At 43.7% G+C, this 18,404-nt stretch carries 11 protein-coding genes; 4 read left to right on the forward strand and 7 right to left on the reverse strand.

Translation table 11 applies throughout. The annotated features are described in order from the left end of the window. The 4 genes from RB622_RS00640 to RB622_RS00655 form a co-directional block, all read right to left on the reverse strand. A complete protein-coding gene (locus tag RB622_RS00640; protein ID WP_308044537.1) occupies nucleotides 1–1,383 on the reverse strand; it encodes a TolC family protein in 1,383 nt (460 codons plus the stop codon). Nucleotides 1,384–1,473: 90 nt separating this feature from the next. Then, nucleotides 1,474–1,911: a hypothetical protein gene (locus RB622_RS00645; protein ID WP_308044538.1), complete on the reverse strand. Its 438-nt coding sequence runs from the start codon at nucleotides 1,909–1,911 to the stop codon at nucleotides 1,474–1,476. Nucleotides 1,912–2,182: 271 nt separating this feature from the next. Beyond that, complete coding sequence (locus tag RB622_RS00650; RefSeq protein WP_308044540.1) at nucleotides 2,183–3,010, reverse strand: pseudouridylate synthase; 828 nt, start codon at nucleotides 3,008–3,010, stop codon at nucleotides 2,183–2,185. A gap of 160 nt (nucleotides 3,011–3,170) precedes the next feature. Beyond that, a complete protein-coding gene (locus tag RB622_RS00655) occupies nucleotides 3,171–3,674 on the reverse strand; it encodes a methylated-DNA--[protein]-cysteine S-methyltransferase (protein WP_308044541.1) in 504 nt (167 codons plus the stop codon). Nucleotides 3,675–3,836: 162 nt separating this feature from the next. Here RB622_RS00655 and RB622_RS00660 point away from each other — a divergent pair, with 162 nt between their 5' ends. Further along, nucleotides 3,837–4,538: a hypothetical protein gene (locus tag RB622_RS00660; protein ID WP_308044542.1), complete on the forward strand. Its 702-nt coding sequence runs from the start codon at nucleotides 3,837–3,839 to the stop codon at nucleotides 4,536–4,538. Nucleotides 4,539–4,654: 116 nt separating this feature from the next. On the opposite strand, the gene RB622_RS00665 is transcribed toward RB622_RS00660, so the two are convergent. Continuing rightward, nucleotides 4,655–6,337 (reverse strand): RagB/SusD family nutrient uptake outer membrane protein, encoded by a 1,683-nt coding sequence (locus RB622_RS00665; RefSeq protein ID WP_308044543.1) that lies wholly within the window; start codon nucleotides 6,335–6,337, stop codon nucleotides 4,655–4,657. Between the two features lie 57 nt (nucleotides 6,338–6,394). Next, entirely contained in the window at nucleotides 6,395–9,436 is a 3,042-nt protein-coding gene (locus tag RB622_RS00670) for a TonB-dependent receptor (RefSeq protein WP_308044544.1), read from the reverse strand. 654 nt (nucleotides 9,437–10,090) lie between these two features. Here RB622_RS00670 and RB622_RS00675 point away from each other — a divergent pair. Both RB622_RS00675 and RB622_RS00680 read left to right on the forward strand, forming a co-directional pair. Beyond that, nucleotides 10,091–11,596, forward strand: coding sequence for a choice-of-anchor E domain-containing protein (locus RB622_RS00675; RefSeq protein ID WP_308044545.1), 1,506 nt, complete (start codon nucleotides 10,091–10,093; stop codon nucleotides 11,594–11,596). Nucleotides 11,597–11,923: 327 nt separating this feature from the next. Further along, nucleotides 11,924–13,204 (forward strand): HAMP domain-containing sensor histidine kinase, encoded by a 1,281-nt coding sequence (locus tag RB622_RS00680; protein WP_308044546.1) that lies wholly within the window; start codon nucleotides 11,924–11,926, stop codon nucleotides 13,202–13,204. A 27-nt stretch (nucleotides 13,205–13,231) separates the two neighbouring features. Here RB622_RS00680 and RB622_RS00685 read toward each other — a convergent pair whose 3' ends face one another. Further along, nucleotides 13,232–13,855, reverse strand: coding sequence for a response regulator transcription factor (locus RB622_RS00685; protein WP_308044547.1), 624 nt, complete (start codon nucleotides 13,853–13,855; stop codon nucleotides 13,232–13,234). A gap of 273 nt (nucleotides 13,856–14,128) precedes the next feature. Here RB622_RS00685 and RB622_RS00690 point away from each other — a divergent pair, with 273 nt between their 5' ends. After that, nucleotides 14,129–18,256 carry a two-component regulator propeller domain-containing protein gene (locus RB622_RS00690; protein ID WP_308044548.1) on the forward strand — a complete coding sequence of 1,376 codons (4,128 nt, stop codon included), beginning with the start codon at nucleotides 14,129–14,131 and terminating at the stop codon, nucleotides 18,254–18,256. Nucleotides 18,257–18,404 lie beyond the last annotated feature (148 nt).

Here is an 18,404-nt window from a genome sequence, read left to right on the forward strand (position 1 = left end):
TTAATTAAATTGGTTTTGCAGATATAAAAAATTACCGGAAGTCTCTGATTCTATCAGTATCTGTTCCCATAAAAGCTGATGGACGTCAATATTGTTTTTTTCGGTCTGCTGTAAAATCGACTGGATCTGTAACAGTTCGGTCAGACTGATCAGTCCGTTTTCGTATCTTGACAAATACAGATCGTAAGCGATTTTCGCATTTTCCACCGCAGCGGCAATGCTGTTAATCTGCTTCTTCTGGCCATCAATTCGTTTTGCGACCGAGCTTAGTTTTGTATCCAGGTCTAGTTTCTGCATATCATAATTTGCCTGATATGTCCTAACTTTTTGCTCTATACGTTTCCTTTCCAAGCTGCTGTTAAACGCGTCTGTGATGTCCCATGTTACTGCCAGTCCAATAAGGTAATTTGCTGATCCGTTGCCATATCCAGCCAAAACATCATTATTTACAAAACCATCCGGACCAATACCGCTGCCCCGCAATGCCAATCCTCCAAGCGCAGAAACGGCTGGAAGTGCCTTGCGGCCCGCCAATTCGGCCTGGGCTTGTCCATACCTGACTGCCCCGCCGAGCGTTTCCAGGTAAGGGTGATTTACCTGGACCGGATTATTATCCAATACGATTGGCCCGGGATTTAAATAGCGTTCATGCGGTACGCCTTGTGCCGTATCAGCCTGGAAGGCAAGCTCGGTCAGATCCGTTAGATCAGATCCTAACCTGGCATTCCACAGTTCCTGACCGGCAAGCGCCTGTAAATACGATGAAAGTGCCAGAGAACTATCCGCCCCCGGTTTTAGCCCTGCAAACGCCAGACTCGCTGAGAGATCGAGAATCTGCTTCGTCCGTGCCGCATGTTGCCGTGCCCACAGCAAATTGACCTTGCTGTTCAATATATTTAAATACAACTTTGTCGACCGCGCTTTGAGTTGCAGCGCCTGTGCATCCAGATCACTCGTGGCTTGGTCAATCCCCTGATCGGCAGCTTTCAGGGCTAACTTTTTCCGTCCGAATTCAAAGAATTTCCAGTCCGCGACTACTGAACCAAAGGTATTAAATGCTGTCGCTGGCTGTCCAGGCATAGTAGAAGCCCTGCCATTGATATTGACAATGCCCGGCAAAGGAAAGAAAGCACCGCTACTGCTCGCATAGGTGCCCGTTGAATTTTGAAGCTGCAATTGCACCGATGGCAAGTAACTGGTATTTCGGGTAATCTTACGGACGAACCTGGACTCTTCTACCTGCGCCTGCTTCAAGGTCATTCCAGGATAATTTGACAGCGTCATTCCCCAGATTTCCGACAATTTAAAACCCGTTTGTGCATATAAAGAAGAACTGGCAAGCACTAAAAAAATGCCTGACAGACAAAGCTTATGCCTTATCATATTTGATCTGTTTAAAATAATGAAATCACCACAGTATCGGGTATCAACAACCTGAAACTATGTATTTGTAAATCAGAAAAATATGAAGGCTCAAATCAGAAGGTATCTGTTCCTGATGTAGATAGGACTCCCATTACTGGCAGGCAGCACTTTAAACAGGGATAATAAAGGACTGTGTGCATCACCAGAAAATCTGGTAAAAATCAGTAGAAGCGGCAGATAAGACAGCAGGATCGGCTCGGCGGGCTGCACGGGTGCAACGTCTGATACAAGATGAAGATCTGAATCTGAATAGGCCGAATTTTTGCCAAGCAGACAATCCTCATTTGTCATGATCCGCGTAGACCCAGGCAATCCCTTATTGATCCGGGCCGTAGTCTGTTCCGTGCCTGATTTATTTAAAAGTGCTGCGTTTAGCGACTTCTTAACCTGACAGTTAGACAATAAAAACAAAGTAAAAAACAAGAAAACCAGAGCCCTAACAGGCTGATATCCTCGAATTTCATGTTTTTTTGAATACTGTTTCATAAATAAATATCGGGAATGCAGTTTAATGCATCATTGCTGCTATTGCCGCGGCACTTTTTAGGTAACGAAAATAAATAGAGTTTTATTGAATCAACAATAGCATTTTTATCTAAAAAAATCATCATTGCATCGTCCGCCTTGATTTTCCGGGTTTTACACCTTTCAAATTGTCCTACTCATTTTCCCGGAAAGCCATTACAAAGCGGTACAGGAAGTTGCCACAGCCAACCACCAAAAAATTCCTCTAACGGCTTTTTTACATAGAAACAGACTATGAAAATGCCAAAACATCGGCTTTCAAAGCGGGTTTTTCATCCATTTCAATTCCTTCAAGCATATGTGCTAAAATTGGCGCACATTTCTCTTTACAGGCAGGATAAAAGTGTCTGTGTTTCCAGTTATCGGATTTGGGCGATAGTCCCCACCAGAATTCAGCCATCGCAAGCGGTTTCATATTTCGCTGAAAAGCATATTGAAGCAGCTTGGGGGCGGCACATTCCCCGGCTCCGGCCGGAGGATTTTTATAGGAGGCATCTTCAAAAATCCCGAAAAGACTTTTCTCCTCTCCCGCCTGGTTCAAAAAATGGTATTGATCAAAGATTTCCTTTTGCAGAGCATTTGAATTATTCTTTCTTAAGTCTTTTAAAAGAGAAACCTGCGCTTCATATGCTACTGGCTGCTGCTCTCCAAGCGTCTTGATTTCCTCGTTAATCCTTGCCAGTTCACGCATGCCCTGATTCAAAAAACCACCTTCCGCCATCCCGTCAAAAATCGGTGTAACAAATTTGGCATGGTGATTTCCTCCGGCCAGTTTGCCGGAAAATGCAGAAAGATAACCAATATCATTTTGCTCTGTTTTCACCACCAAAACCCCAAACATCTTTCCGATTGCGCCTTCTTCGCTATCGGTTAATCCAAAATTATGGTCCCACTCCTGCTGATTGATCAGGTGCGACTGTAATTTTTCCACGGCCAGAAGACTAAGTGGATGAGGCTGATAGTCGAAGGGAAACGTAAATTTATCCGGCAATGTATAATCAGTCATTGTTTCTTGAAAAGGACTGAACACATCGTCTTTTTCCGGTGCAGAATTTGTCAAAAATAAAGTTGTTAAAGCGTACGCAGTACAGATGATCAGACTTAAATCGTGAAGAAAAGAAAGTGTAGTTTAGCGGTATAACCCGAAAATTATTGCAGGCATTATCTTATAATTCTATTTTAATAAAAGAAGTTCCTATGCACTTGATTTTTCTTGTAAACTAATCCTGTTCCCATAACGAAGTTTGTTTATAAGGACGTTCTAAGGCCAGCAAAAGAGCTTTGTTAGCAAGTCCTCCTCCAAAACCCACCAATTTTCCCGTGGCACCAATAACCCGGTGGCAAGGTGCGACAATGGAGATCGGATTACTATTAGCTGCCCCGCCGACAGCACGTACGGCCTGGGGATTCCCTATCTGTTCAGCAATTTGACCATAAGTTCTTGTTTCACCGAAAGGGATTGTAAGCAATGCCTGCCAAACCTTTATTTGAAAATCAGTGCCGGCGAAATCCAGATCAAGAGAAAATACTTTACGCTTTTTCTGAAAATATTCATTTAGTTGCCTTTCCGTCTCCATAAGCACCGGATGATTCACATTTTCAATGCCCGTTCTGGTACGGTCCGGATTGCCACGCTCCCATTGAACGGCCGAAAGCCCCTTATCACTGGCGATCAGCGTTAAACTGCCGACCGGTGAAGCCATTGTCTTAAAATAATATTCCATTTGCCTGCTTTAATAAAAACGGTAATCTACGAATTTAAAGAAATCTGCAAAAATTTATCCCCCCTGCGGGCGTGTGTCAGCCATAACCGTGTGTCCGTCGATAAAACTTTTTGCTTAGAGACTCTTGCCCTACTTTTCAGACTAAAATTAAACCATTTAGTCATGAAAAAGGGAAGAACACTATTTTTTAAAATTATCCTGTCAACAATCTGTGGAACCTTAATCTTTTCCGGCTGCAAGCATACGGGGCCTGGTAAAGACAATAATCCAGGGGAAGAAGTTTTCTACAAAGGCTGGGGGCCGTTTTCGAATGAAGATCCGGAAGGAACGAAATTTGATTTACCCGCTGGTTTGACATTTAATGCAGCCGTGCCAGCCCAGGTAAACGGGGGGCCCGAAGAAGAATGTACATTCAGGGAAAATGGTGAAGAGCGCGTATCTGGCATTGGCACGCATGTGATATTATGTGTGAGTTTCAGAAATTCTACTTCCAGGCCAATCACCCTCACACTGCCTCCGGGGTTGATTTTTATTTCCCGAAACCGTGGAACCCAAAACGGAATGCTATCAGGAAAGGTAGCCATTCAGGTTCCTGCGAACGGGATGTATTTTCACCAATTGAATTTACACTGCATGAACACCGGTAAAAAGTACACGACCAACTCCTCTGATCCATTTGATTTGGGACCCGTTACAACCGTTAAGCCAGCAATGGAATTATTTGAATTTTTAAAGAACAAAGACATTTATAAGGATAAAATGAAGTCTGGCTACATCTCTGCGGCGATAAGTGACATAGGCAACATAGGTAATATTTCAGAATTTGTCTGGGGCGAATTAAGGAAGCTACCTCCTGGTAAATAACAAAATTACGACTACTTAACCCAAGTATTTCACAAAACCACATTTACTAAAAAAAAGATTTCGCTGAGTCCGAAAACGCAGCGAAATCTTTTATCCGCCATAATCTTTTAAACAAATCAGTTATACCCCGGGTTCTGTTTGAATTCTTCCTTATTGGTCACTGCATCGAGCTGAACCTGGGGAATCGGACGCAGATTGTGCGTTTCCTTAATGTTTGCTTTGGCGTCCATGTTGTATTTTTGCACATAACTCACGAGTTTTCCCGTGCGTTTCAGGTCATACCAGCGAAACAATTCACCAGCCAGCTCGCGGGCCCGTTCATCCAAAATAAAGTCGATGGTCAGATCTTTCACAGCAATTTCCATGTCAGCTTCCTTGCCTGCGATGGCCCGTTTTTTACGAAGATCGTTCATATATTTTAATGCTTCTGTCGGATTGGAATTCATCAAAGCCTCCGCTGCGATCAGATACATTTCCGCAATCCGGATTACGAAGCCATCACGCGCACTCCATTCCTGATTGGCCGTCAACCGCGTCGGATCCATCAATTTACTCATTTGAATAAACTGTGATCTCAGCAAAAGCGTACCATCGGTTTTATACATCGTATTACGGTCAAAGATTTTATACCGACCCGATGCATTAGCCGTTTGCTCGGGAGTTGCAACCGTTTTCAGGAAAACCATGGAAGTGTCGCCCAAAGCCATTTTCGGATAACCGTTAACCGTTCCGGCTTTCAGGTTTGCCATGTTTGCTTTCCAAACGGTTTGAAAAGTACCGGCATAACGTTGATCCACATTTTCGTTAAATAAATCGAGCAAATGTAACGTCGGCACATAACGCTGGTATGGACGACCATAAGCAACGGAACGCTCCATGCCCGGCTGTTTGTCATACACCATAACAAAATGCAAATGACTGTTATTGCCTTTTCCCGCTGCCGCGTCGTAATCACCATTCATGGTATCATCATTAGTATAATTGACATAGTACACCACTTCTGAATTCGTCCCGCCCTCAGAATTTTTCATATCCCAAAGCGATTTAAAATCGGAGAATAATGAATACCGGCCCGAAGCGATCACTTCTTTTGCCAATGTGGCTGCCTGTGCATACATGGCTGCATTGTTGGTTGCACTGGCGCGGGTCAGGGACATTCTTGCTTTAAATGCCTTGGCAACATCCTGGGTGATACGTCCCGTCGTTGATTTGGTAGGCGCCAGATTGGCAATCGCAATGTCCAGATCTGCAAAAATGACCTTATAAAACGCTTCAACGCTGGATCTTTTTGCCGTTGTCACCACACCGATCGTGGGTTCCGTTGAAAGCACCACGTCTCCCCAGGTTTCGGTAATCAGCCAGAGATAATGTGCTCTCAAAAACCGGACTTCTCCCTCATACTGTTTGTTCAGCGCCTCACTTAAAACAGGTGCGGGGAGCAGTTTCAAGGCTGTATTGCAGGTATTCAAAGCTTTATACAAGTGTCCCCAATAGTCTTTCAAATTGGCCTGTGCGCCGTTTAAGTCGACGGAATAATCCGAAATCTGGTTCGCTTTGTTGTCACCGCCCCGAAGGAAAAGATCGGTTCCGGTTTCGGCAAATGCCGAAGGAAATTCCTTTCCATACCATAACCTGGTTCCCGAATATGACGCATTCACAGCCGCCGTAATGCCCAGCTCGGTTTGAAAAAACGGATCTTCGGTCAGGCCGCTTTTATTGGTTTCGGAAAGATAATCCTCGCAAGAAGTAAGTCCGACAAGAGAAAAAGCCATTAACAAGGCCGCTATTTTGATTTTCATTGGAATATCTGTTTTAAAATTTCAGTAATTCAAATCAGGATTCATTTACCTGAATGATTAAAAATCAATGTTTACACCAAAGATCATCTGTTTCACGAGTGGGAAACTCAAATCACCGCCACGTTCCGGATCGTAATCCTTGATCTTGCTGAAAGTGAAATAGTTTTGCAGTGTGCCATACACCCGCACACGACCAACACCGATTTTCTTCACCAGCGTCGACGGAATATTATAACCCAACGACACATCTCTGATCTTCACCAAAGAACCTTTCACATAACCCAGCGTCGACTGGTACAGATAATTTGTTGTCGAGTAAGAACTGTTCGGTCGCGGAAAAGCATTCGTCGGATTCTCCGGTGTCCAGTAATCTACGTTCGAAGAATTTTCAAGCGCGCTTGGCTTGTAAGCACTGCTATTGTACTCATAGTTGATGTAATGCCCGATGCGACCGTAAACAAAAACACTCAGGTCAATATTTTTGTATTCAAAATGGTTATTAACCCCGAATGAGAACTTCGGAACCTGAGAAAAAGTGGTACGATCCCCCGGATCAACTACGCCGTTTCCATTGATATCAGCCACCTTAACATCGCCCGGTTTGTTGCTTCCAAATTTCAAAGCCGCTTCTTCCTCGCCAAGCTGCCAGATGCCTATCTTTTTATAGTTATAAAAAACTTTGGTTGGTTCACCAACAAACCAGCTGCTGGCCTCATTACGTGTAACGCCACTGTTCAACGCTATAATCTTTTCCCGGTTTACGGTAAACGTCCAGTCTGTCGACCAGCTGAAAGATTTTGCGTTCATATTCTGAGAGGTAATAGCCAGCTCGATACCTTTGTTTTCCACCTGACCTATATTTTCAAGAACCTCACTGTAACCAGTATGCGTGGGCAACAAACTTGGCAATAGCAGATCTTTGGTCCTTGACCGGTACACATCAATCGTTCCCGAGATTTTATTACCCAGTAAACCAAAATCGATACCGGCGTTCCAGGTACCGGTCGTCTCCCAGGTCAGGTTCGGATTTGGAATGACCTTGGGCCAATACCCAAAAGCAGCGCTCGTACCAAAAGCATAGCCGGATAAGCCCAAACCTCCTTTTGTCGCATAGGGATCAATAGCAGCATTCCCCGATTTCCCCCAGCTTACGCGCAGTTTCAGATCATTGACAATTTTGCTATCCCGCAAAAATGGCTCTTCGATCACACGCCATGCTCCTGAAACCGATGGGAAATAGCCCCATTTATTTCCCGCCGCCAGTACCGAAGATCCGTCTGTACGCAACGAAGCCTGGAAAATATATTTGTTGCTTAATTTATAGTTCACCCGTCCAAAAAACGAAGCAATTTTAGTTTCTCTTAACGTACTGCCAATTGCTTTGGAAATGGTATTCGAATTTAAATCATGAAATGAAGTGATCGGAGAAGCCTGGTTATTCCCCGACGAAGTATACTCCTCAAATTTGGTACCCAGTGAACTCGTTCCCAAAAGTCCCTGAATCTGATGATTCCCGATCGTTTTGTTGTAGTTAAGCGTATTTTCCCAGGTATAGTTGAAATAGTTTTCCAGTTTAACACCGGAAGTTGAATTACGCCCTGCGTTCGCAACCGTATTGTATCCTTTGTAATATCCGTTTCGAAAATCACGAAAATCCAGCCCTATGGTAGATTTAAAAAACAACTCGTTCGTAATTTTCACATCCAGATAAGCGGAAGAAAATAAGCGTTTATCAACGATATTGTTCACGAAAACACCGGGCTGTTCATCGGCCAATGGTGTAAATTGTGCACTGTAACCCGGCGCAGGATTCAGGATCAGGGTTCCGTCGTCGTTAAATGCTTTGGCAATCGGTAAAATTTTGTTTGCCATATTCAAAGGATTCTCGCGTTTATCCTGATTTTTATAGGAATAAATAGCGCTAACCCCTACCCTGATGCGGTTATTAAATTTATGGTCGACACTAACTTTACCATTTAACCTGCGGTAAACATCATTGAGCAGTAAGCCTTTATCCTTTTGATAACCAAACGACGTTGCAAAAGTGGTTTTCTCACTGCCGCCCGTCATATTGATTTCATAATTCTGCATCAAACCGCTGTGAAAAATATAACTTTGCCAGTCCTCAAATTGCTTATCCTTAATGTATTGTAATTCCGTCACCTGAAAAATATCCTCATCTTTTCTGTAAACATCACCATTGGTGGTTCGGTATGCTTCCCGCTTTTGCTGCGCGTATTCTTCGCCGTTCATCATGCGCGGGTAAAGCGCTTTTTTGTTCATCGAAACATATGCATTGAATGATAAACTGGATTTCCCTGCCGACCCTTTTTTAGTCGTAATGATGATCACACCATTAGCCCCGCGTGTTCCGTAAATGGCTGTGGAAGCAACATCTTTCAAGACTTCAATCGAGGCAATATCCGTTGGGTTGATATCAATAAACGAACCGTACGGAATGCCATCCACCAAAACAAGCGGCTTATTATCTGCTTTCAAGGACCTGTTTCCACGTAAAACGATGTTAATATCCGCACCTGGCTGTCCCGAATTTTGTGTAATATCAATCCCCGAAACCTTTCCTTGCAGCGATCTGAGCGCATTCGTCGTCGGAATGGCGGTGATATCTTTGGATTTTACCGAAGTAATCGCGCCGGTCACGTCACTTTTTTTCATCGTTCCATAGCCCACAACCACAACTTCCTCCAGTGCTTTGGTGTCCGTCAACAGTTTGACGTCGATAATCGAACGGTTATTCACCTGAATTTCCTGACCGACATAACCCACGTAAGAAAAAACCAAGGTTGCATTTCCAGCCGGGATCGTGAGTTTGTACGATCCATTCACATCCGAAGTCGCACCAGTTGTTGTACCTTTCAACAAAATACTTACGCCTGGCAGTTCTTCACCGTTATCTCCCGTAACCTTTCCTGTAATATCAAAAACAGCATTTGACCCGTTTTTTCCATCTGCCGACACGACCATATTTTTCGTAAAGTTCAGACGATCTCCGGCATAAAGCTTCTGACTACCAACCGGCAAAATTCCATACATGAGTAACAGCCCCAGGGCCGACGCACTTTGTAACTTTCTAAACATACATCCTGACAGTTTATATTATTCTATTTATTAATACAAAATTCATACTCAAAAACAGGCGTTCTTCATGTGATTTTTAGCCGTGAAAGAAGTCTTACCCAAAAATTATCAGTTGAATTTTTCCCGAAAAAAAATGTGAATAATCGAAGAAATAATTGGTTGTTATATTCACTATTACTTCGTTTGACAGAAGGAAGGTTAGCTATTAGCAAGAAATGCCAAAGGTTTTACTGATATTTTTTTACGCAAACGATGTCGGGAACGTCGCCAAAATAGACTTCATTCATTTTTTTATTGAATATTTCGACTGTTTTTTAATTTCTTTTTAATCTCCAATCGAGCGGTATGGCTCGTTGTGAATAGGATTAATTTTATAATTAACCTGATAGGAATTTTATTCCTGAAACAGAACCTTATTGAATTTCGAATTTATACGCCAAGGTAAGTAACCGACGCATCGTCTTTTCGCCGTAACCAACCGCTATTCTATGATCGCTACATAAATAAAACAAAACACACAACCCTATATATCAGCAAGTTAAGTGGCAATGTAGTAGTATTTTAAGGCAACATATAGAGACATTTCTAATAGAAATAATTTGATCCCGGGATTCACGAAATATACTTTTGTCTATATATCTGAACCACAATATCATGAAAAAAGAAAATTTTACCCTTCCGCTTATTGCCCTTATGTTATCCCTGAGTCCCATGGCATCTGCTCAAACGCCGGCTTTGACAAGTACCATCACAGGCGTGATTTGGCAGGAAGCCAAACCCGCTAATGGCATTAGAGCAACAACTGAAACAAAAGTGGCCGGAATTTTAGTGAAACTTTTAGATCCGGTCTCACAGGAAACTATGGCAAGTGCATTAAGCAATGCAAACGGTGAATTTAACCTCAAAACTAACGCGGGAACCTACGTCATCGAATACGTATATCCTTCAGACGGTTTCACCGTAACAGCGCAGCGGTCCGGTGGCGATAACACGGTTAACAGCGCGGCTGACGGCGATAACTTTGCCCCTGAATTTACCATCGGTAACAACCAAACAATTTCAGACTATGGTCTGGGATTGGTTGCCAAAGAAAATACGCTGACTTATTGTGCCCAAAAGGAATCAATAACCACCGAATGGAACGATATGCTGGTTCTTCCTAAATCAACGGTGACCCCACTCCCGACCAATGTAAAAATATTTGCAGCGGAAGCCGTATTTCATCCGACCATAGGCATTGAAAACACCGCCACAGCCAATGGATACAGTATTACGGCTGCCGGGAAGGTTACGATGACTATGCCGATAAATCCTGCTACTTTTGTCATGAACAGCGATGTAAGCCTCGATGGCCAGCTTGGCGATTTCGATGGCGTCAAAGACTACGACGGAACATCGGGAGATTCATTTTATAACCGTTACTCATTTGCCAGTGCTTATCCAGCCAGAAATACCAATAGTGCCACGGTCATTTCAACTAATTTTGTCGGTACCGGAAACGATACGTTCACAATACCAACACTCGCGCAAAGCTCAGTGGCAGTAACAGGAAGTGGTAATCTGGAAACATTAGTGCAAACCTACGTCAGTGCCGGTGCCTGCGTTGTTTATACCTATGCCAGTGGAGCACTTCCAGTGACATTGACCTCGTTCAAAGTCCAAAAGCGGGAGAATGCCAGTGCGCTGGAATGGAAAACCACCTCGGAAACGAATAGTGACCGCTTTGAAATTGAAAGAAGCAGCACTGGACAAAAATGGGAAAAACTAGGTACCGTGAAAGCTGCCAAAGAAAGTTCAGTACTATCCGCCTATTCGTTTGTAGATGCCTCACCTTTAAGGGGACAGAATTTATACCGACTTAAAATGATCGATAGCGACGAGACCTTCGCTTTCAGCCGGATTGTAAGTCTTGATTTCAAAAACAAGTCTGAACTAATTGTTTACCCAAACCCGGCCTCCGAAAAAATAACGGTAAAGTCGGCTCAGGAAGAAGAGATATCAAAAATTGAAATATACAACGGGGCCGGAAAACTTATGGCGCGGTCAAAAGAGAACAGCAACTCCGTAGATATTCTAAATTTGAACAGCGGAATCTATTCGGTTAAAGTCGTCTACAAGGCGGGCAGCAGTCAATCCCAAAAAATATTCGTAGTACACTGATCCAGCTCATTTCACAACATTCACACACTTTGTGGGAAATCATTTTAACGGCGCAGGATCTTTTCTGTACCGTTAAAATGATTCAATTTCAGAAGCAAACAGATTTCCTGGTATGGAAATTATTCTTACTTCAAGCGCATGGTATTAATCTCTTCCTATTTTTAACATTAAAACAATCGCAAGTAGTAGTTGGTAATTAAATCCTTCCCTATTTTTGTATTTTCCGGTTACACGGTCTGAAAGCGTTATTATTCAGGCCAGCCAATCGAAATTGAAAACAATCCAAATTACCTGGGGAATTACACCAGACTTCTAACCTGCATCCGTTTGAAATATAAAATATCCAGCCAGTTACGTAGATACTGGCACTACCTTCAGGGGAGTAGCGACACGTTCTCGCTTCAAAGTCGCATTTATCACTTTATCTGTCTAGCGACTATCATTTTAATGATCTACGCGCTGGTTTTTAGCCTGATGACAAGTTTTCTGACCGCTGCGTTAATCACGGTTGTCCTGCTGCCCTTCCAGGTTTTCCTTTATTACCTTTCCAGATTTAAAGACAGAACCACCTTATCATTGAATCTCTACTGTCTGCTCTTTTACATATTCTTTATTTTCAGCTACCGGATAAGCTCCGGCATAACCGGATCAAGCCTGCTTTCCTTATGCTTGGTTCATTTTCTGTCACTGGCAGCGGCACCGAGGAAGGAATACATTCCACTAACCGTGGTAAATCTTACCGTTGTGGCGGCGCTATTGACAACAGAATATCTGGATCCAAACTTTATACAGGGAGGTTATACCGACAAAAAGCAACAGTTCATTGATATTGCCTCTACCTATGCGGTCAACATGATTTTGATTCTGGTAAGTCTGGCCTATATTATAAATAATTATACCAAAGAGAAGGAAAAAGCCGAAGAAAGGGCGATGTTACTTGACGAATTGCATGAGGAAAAATCACGGCTCATTTCATTGATTTCTCATGATTATCATACGCCGCTGAATTCCATGAAAAAATATCTGGAAATATTGGGTATGTATGATCTGAAACCCGACGAAAAACGCATGTTGGAAACAGAGGTGAGCCAATCCGTTACCAATACCCAAAACCTGCTGCTAAACTTGCTGGATCTGACCAATGAGAAATTTAAGAGCCAAAGGGCCAAAGAATACTTCGTGGTACAAGACCAGCTAAAAGAGACTGTGCGCGCTTACGTCGATATTGCGAAGGGCAAAGGGATACAATTTGATTCGCTGATTCCGGAAAGCCTACGTATTTTTTCAAATCCTTATCATTTGAATGTCATTCTCAGAAACCTGATCAATAATGCCGTCAAATTCTGCCCAAAGAATAGCCACATCACTTTATCTTATCAACAAAACGACGACTTCCACGAGTTTTCTGTTACAGACAATGGCACGGGTATTGCCGACGCAACCAAGCAGGCAATCGCCGAAGGCTGGGAAAATCAATCCGGGACATTACGTGAGGGAGGCATGGGATTAATCCTATCAAAAAAATTTACAGAAGCGCTCATGGGAACTCTTTCTTTCACCAGTCAGAAAGGAAGTGGAACAACATTCTATGTCAGAATTCCCATTTAATTTCCCAGCAGCAATTTACATTCTGACTTAAATCAAATCATCTGCATTGATCTTTGCGAATAATGCCACAACACTGTCTACCTCCATTTTTTCAAAGATTCTGGCTTTGAAAGTACTCACGGTACTTACACTTAAATTCAGGGTTTGCGCTATTTCCTTCGTCCACTTGCCCTCCAGCAGAAGCTTCGTAATCTCCGTCTCGCGTGGAGACAGGCGCACAGCTGTTTCCTTTCGGTTAAATCCATGGCTGAGAAGTTTATTGTGAATTTTCGCGCTTACATACCGGTCCCCGTTCAGGACAGTCGAAATGGCTGTCCGGGTTTCATCCTGTGCCGCTGACTTCGATAAAAAACCGTTCGCACCTGCCAGGATAAACCGCTCTGCATTTTGATCTTCCTCAGCTGAAGAACAAATCAATATGGCAACCTTAGGTAACTCCTTTCTGATCAGGCCGACCATCTGGATCCCTTTTCCCCCGGGAATATAAATATCCAGAATAATAAAATCAAAATGCCGGGCCCTTATTTCCTGCATTGCATCGTCGAAATTCTGGATTTCAGATACGTTTATATTTTCGTCTATTTGGTGTAAAACGATCCGCAGACTCATGCTAATTAAATGATGATCTTCAACGATAAGGACGTGTTTCATTTTTAAAGGTTCGTTCATTTAATGTAAAAGTGGGTATTCAGAAACGTTTGATAACCCGAGAGCCGGAAGATATGTATAGCGTGGGATTAATCATAGTCAAAAACAGAATTAACATCACCAACCAGTACTTTGTTCAAATCATAAACACCCGCCCGGTTACCTCTCACTTCACCCACTTTTTCCGGGTAACAAGCCCGAATTACCTAAGTTGAAAAATTATTAGCAAATTGCGCAGGAAAACACCCTACCCTCCCTTTAATTTTTTCTATACTTATGAGTGCCCCCCCTTCTCATCTTCCTGACCATACCTGTACGCGCATCCTTGTCTTACTCATTGCATTCCTGTCGCTATCCCGTATGGGGTTTGCCTGGCAAAGTGAACACCGGTTTAAGCAGCTCGGCATTGACCACGGCTTGTCGCAAAACATGGTCAATACCATATTTCAGGATCACAGAGGGTACATGTGGTTTGGAACAAAGGACGGCCTGAATCGCTATGATGGATATTCGTTCAAAATATATAAGACCAATCCCCACGATCCTACGGCCATCAGCGACAATTACATTACCTGTATTTATGAGGACGACCTCAAAAATTTGTGGGTAGGAACCATGTTCGGTGGACTGAATTTGTATGAAGAAGAAACAGATGTCTTCGTAAAGATAGACCCGGGAAGCAGGGCGCCCGGGAACACATTTGTCAGCTCTATTACGGGTAATAGCAAGCTGGGGTTGTGGGTATCCTTTCTGAATGGCGATATTGTCGGATTTCAGCCGGGCCACGTAAATGATAAAACCAAACTTTCCATACAGCGTTTTGTAACGGATAAAGAAGAATTGCTGCCCATACCAAGACATATTTTGCTTGCCGGCAATGGATTACTTTGGATCAATTCGAACCGGGGCATAATCCAATATGACATAATCAAAAAACGCAAAGATGAATCCTTAAGAGACTATCCCACCTATGTGGTTTCTTACCGCAATGGCAAGCCCGGAACCAAAGTACGAAATGATGATTTTTCGCCTTTTAAGAACGATATAGGGGAGATATCACAGGATGATAAGGGTGGAATTTGGATGACTTCATCGCTGGGTCTTTATCAATTCAATATTTCTCAGAAGACATTTATCTTATACCAGTTAGCCCCAAATGCCACTGCTGTTCTTCCAGTGGTCAATCGTCACAACGAACGCGAGATATGGGTGAGCACACACAACAATGGACTAGCGATTTTTCGTGTGCAGGATAAAAGTGTTCAGTTTTATCCATATAAAGGCATAAATGGATTGGGTATGCCGGATGGGCGAATTATTTCGATGCGTTCAGGTCGAGACGGGACAGTCTGGATGGGGAGTAGCGGCCTGGGGATTATTAGTTATTCTCCCAATCTTTCATTGTTCCAAAATGGCATTTTAGCCCATCCAAATCATGAATCGTTACCCTCAAAAAGCGTTTACGCCTTATATGCCGACATAGGTTCACCGGGTACAGCAGGAAGTTTAATGCTGAGTACATTTTCTTTTTTTGCTCACATGAACTTACCTGTTGCGGGACCTTCCTTTCCGGCAGTAAATTATGAACTTACGGTCCGGTGCATTGCTAAAGATCAACAAGGATATATATGGATGGGGGGTATGTATGGTCTTTTACGCTTTGACCCTCATACAGGAAAGCGTGAGCTCTTCGCCAATGCCAGCAGGAATGTGATTATGAGCATATCGATTGATAAGCATCAGAATATATGGTATAGTACCTCCTTCGCATTGGTTTGCCTAAATCCTGTATCACGGGTTCAGCGTAAATATGTTTTTCTTTCTGAAATAGATAGCAGGGCTCAAGACATATTGTATTCGACGATACATCCCGATGAGGACCAGACACTCTGGGTTGGAACGACAAATGGTTTGTTTCATTTTGATCCAAAACAGGAAAAGTTCATCAGCGTATTTCGCAACAATCCGGCAGACAAACGTACGCTGGGATCCAATGAAATCAAGTGCATTTTATCCGATCCTGTCACGCCCGACAAGGTTCTTTGGATTGGCACGCCGGTGGGACTCAACCGGTTCGACAAACAAACCAAATCGTTCACACATTTCACAACCAAAGATGGTTTACCGAACAATACCGTTTACGGCATACTGCCCGACCAGGCCGGAAACCTGTGGCTGAGTACCAATAAAGGTCTTAGTAAATTCAATCCAGTTACCCGGGAGTTTATTAATTTCGATATAGGAAACAGGCTTCAAAGCAATGAATTCAATACGGGCGCTTATTTCAAAAGTGACGATGGAGAACTGTTTTTCGGCGGGATCAACGGGTATAACCGGTTTTATCCTGAGAATATCCGCATACCGCAAAACAATATCCCGATCGTCGTATCTGACATACGACTACTCGGTGAGCAAGAGGGGAAATTTTCTGATTTGTCCCCGAGCCGTGTCAATGCATTGCCCCATCATGCCAATAACATCAGCATCACACTTGCATCTCTGGATTACACCGCCTCCACAAAGATTCGTTACGCCTACCGCATTGCCAACGAGGATACTGCCTGGATTCAACTGGGAAATAATCGCAACGTCACCCTCACCAACCTAAGCCCTGGTAAATATATATTCCAGGCCAAAGGAACAGACTCTTTCGGAAGGTGGAGCACCCAAAGTGCCGAAGTTGTATTTGAAATCTCGCCGCCCTGGTGGAATTCCCTGCTCGCCCGGATATGTTATGTTATGATCTTCCTAGGCAGTATGGCTTATCTCTGGTCACGATACAGGAATCGCATCATCCTGAAACATCAGATGGAGAATGAAAGGAGGCAAGCCGCGACTGTTATGGAGCTGGACAAAATGAAGTCTCACTTTCTTGCCAACATTACGCATGAGTTCAGAACACCGCTCACGCTCATCAACGGGCATCTGGAACTGCTGAGAGCATCCGAAATGAGTGACCAGTCCCAGCACCGTTACAAAGAAATAGAACATAACAGCGCCCATTTGCTCAGGCTGATCAACCAGTTGATGGATTTATCGAAACTCGAAAGCGGTAAATATGAATTGCAGCCCTCAAGCCACCTTATCGTCAACGACGTAAAGGCCATTGTACTGGCATTCCACTCCTATGCCGAGCGTAAAAAGCTGGAATTATCTTTGAAAATTGCCCCCGAAACAGCGGACTACCTGGCAGATAACCCATTGGTCTATGACAGCCAGGCCCTCACGACCATCCTCAACAATCTACTGTCAAATGCCTGTAAGTTTACGGATGAAAAAGGCGGGATCGCCATCGAACTGGACTATGACCGCGACGGCAAACAAATCCAGATACAGATTTCAGATACGGGGCCTGGCATTCCGGAAGAAGATATTCCAAAAATATTTGACCGCTTTTTTCAAAGTAACCATACCTTGCATCGGAGCAGCGAGGGCTCCGGGATAGGGCTTTCACTGGTAAAGGAACTGGCCTTGCTCCATGGCGGGTCGGCAGAAGCCATTCATGGAGCCGGAGCGACGTTTAGGATTATTCTTAAGGCGGGTCGGTCCGAAGGCGGTATCGTCAATACTATCATACTAGGTAACGAAAAACGGGTATCGGATGACCCTATCAGGAAGATAGACCAGTCGGGAGATGAACTTCCATTGATACTTATTGTGGAAGACCACCCGGAACTCAGAAAATTTATCCGTGAATGCCTGGGGAATACCTATCAGTATGCCGAGGCATTCAACGGTTCGGAAGGCATCAAAATGGCCAGTGAACTGATCCCGGATCTGATCCTCTCCGATCTGATGATGCCCCAAATGGATGGACTACAATTGTGCCGCTTGCTAAAAACAACCGAAGCCACCTCGCATATTCCGGTGGTGATGCTCACGGCAAAAGCGGACCTGCACGACAGACTGATAGGTCTGGAAACCGGGGCCGACGATTACATCGCCAAACCTTTTTCCGCCCGGGAATTGCAGATCCGGGTGCATAACCTAATAGATAATCGAAAACTCCTGCACGAAAGATACAGCAGGCGGGATCTTGCAGATCCGGAAGAAATGTCAATCCAGCCAATGGAAAGGGTATTCATTCAAAAAGCAATCGAGGTCATCGACGAAAATCTGACGAATTCTCAATTTGGTGTGGAGGTTTTAGCCGGATCGCTCCATCTCAGCCCTTCACAACTGAACCGAAAATTAAAAGCACTCACAGGCCAATCCGCGTTGGTGCTCATGCGTGACTATCGCATGCAAAAAGCGCTCGAGCTACTCCGTTGCGAAGCCGACACGATTTCGGAGGTAGCCTTTCGGGTTGGGTTTGAAGACCCCGGTTATTTCACTAAAGTATTTAAAAAGCATTTCGGCTTTTTACCCTCCGAAAAGGACCGTATCCTGACTTATAAAGTGTAGCCAACCCACGCTCCTGTTGCGCATGGCTGCCGGGAATCCATTGTAATAAAAAAAATCACTAATAATCAACCATATACACAATCACGCATCCGACCGATGCGTGATTTTTCCCATTAAACGTCCGTTTTTTCCTATCCGGCATCTGGTA

The sequence above is a fragment of the Dyadobacter sp. LHD-138 genome (genome assembly GCF_030929615.1).
Classification (GTDB): domain Bacteria; phylum Bacteroidota; class Bacteroidia; order Cytophagales; family Spirosomataceae; genus Dyadobacter.

Coding starts and splice junctions, on each gene's coding strand:
- RB622_RS00655 (WP_308044541.1), bottom strand. CDS start 3,674: ATGGAATATTATTTTAAGACAATGGCTTCACCGGTCGGCAGTTTAACG.
- RB622_RS00660 (WP_308044542.1), top strand. CDS start 3,837: ATGAAAAAGGGAAGAACACTATTTTTTAAAATTATCCTGTCAACAATC.
- RB622_RS00640 (WP_308044537.1), bottom strand. CDS start 1,383: ATGATAAGGCATAAGCTTTGTCTGTCAGGCATTTTTTTAGTGCTTGCC.
- RB622_RS00675 (WP_308044545.1), top strand. CDS start 10,091: ATGAAAAAAGAAAATTTTACCCTTCCGCTTATTGCCCTTATGTTATCC.
- RB622_RS00670 (WP_308044544.1), bottom strand. CDS start 9,436: ATGTTTAGAAAGTTACAAAGTGCGTCGGCCCTGGGGCTGTTACTCATG.
- RB622_RS00685 (WP_308044547.1), bottom strand. CDS start 13,855: ATGAAACACGTCCTTATCGTTGAAGATCATCATTTAATTAGCATGAGT.
- RB622_RS00690 (WP_308044548.1), top strand. CDS start 14,129: ATGAGTGCCCCCCCTTCTCATCTTCCTGACCATACCTGTACGCGCATC.
- RB622_RS00665 (WP_308044543.1), bottom strand. CDS start 6,337: ATGAAAATCAAAATAGCGGCCTTGTTAATGGCTTTTTCTCTTGTCGGA.
- RB622_RS00645 (WP_308044538.1), bottom strand. CDS start 1,911: ATGAAACAGTATTCAAAAAAACATGAAATTCGAGGATATCAGCCTGTT.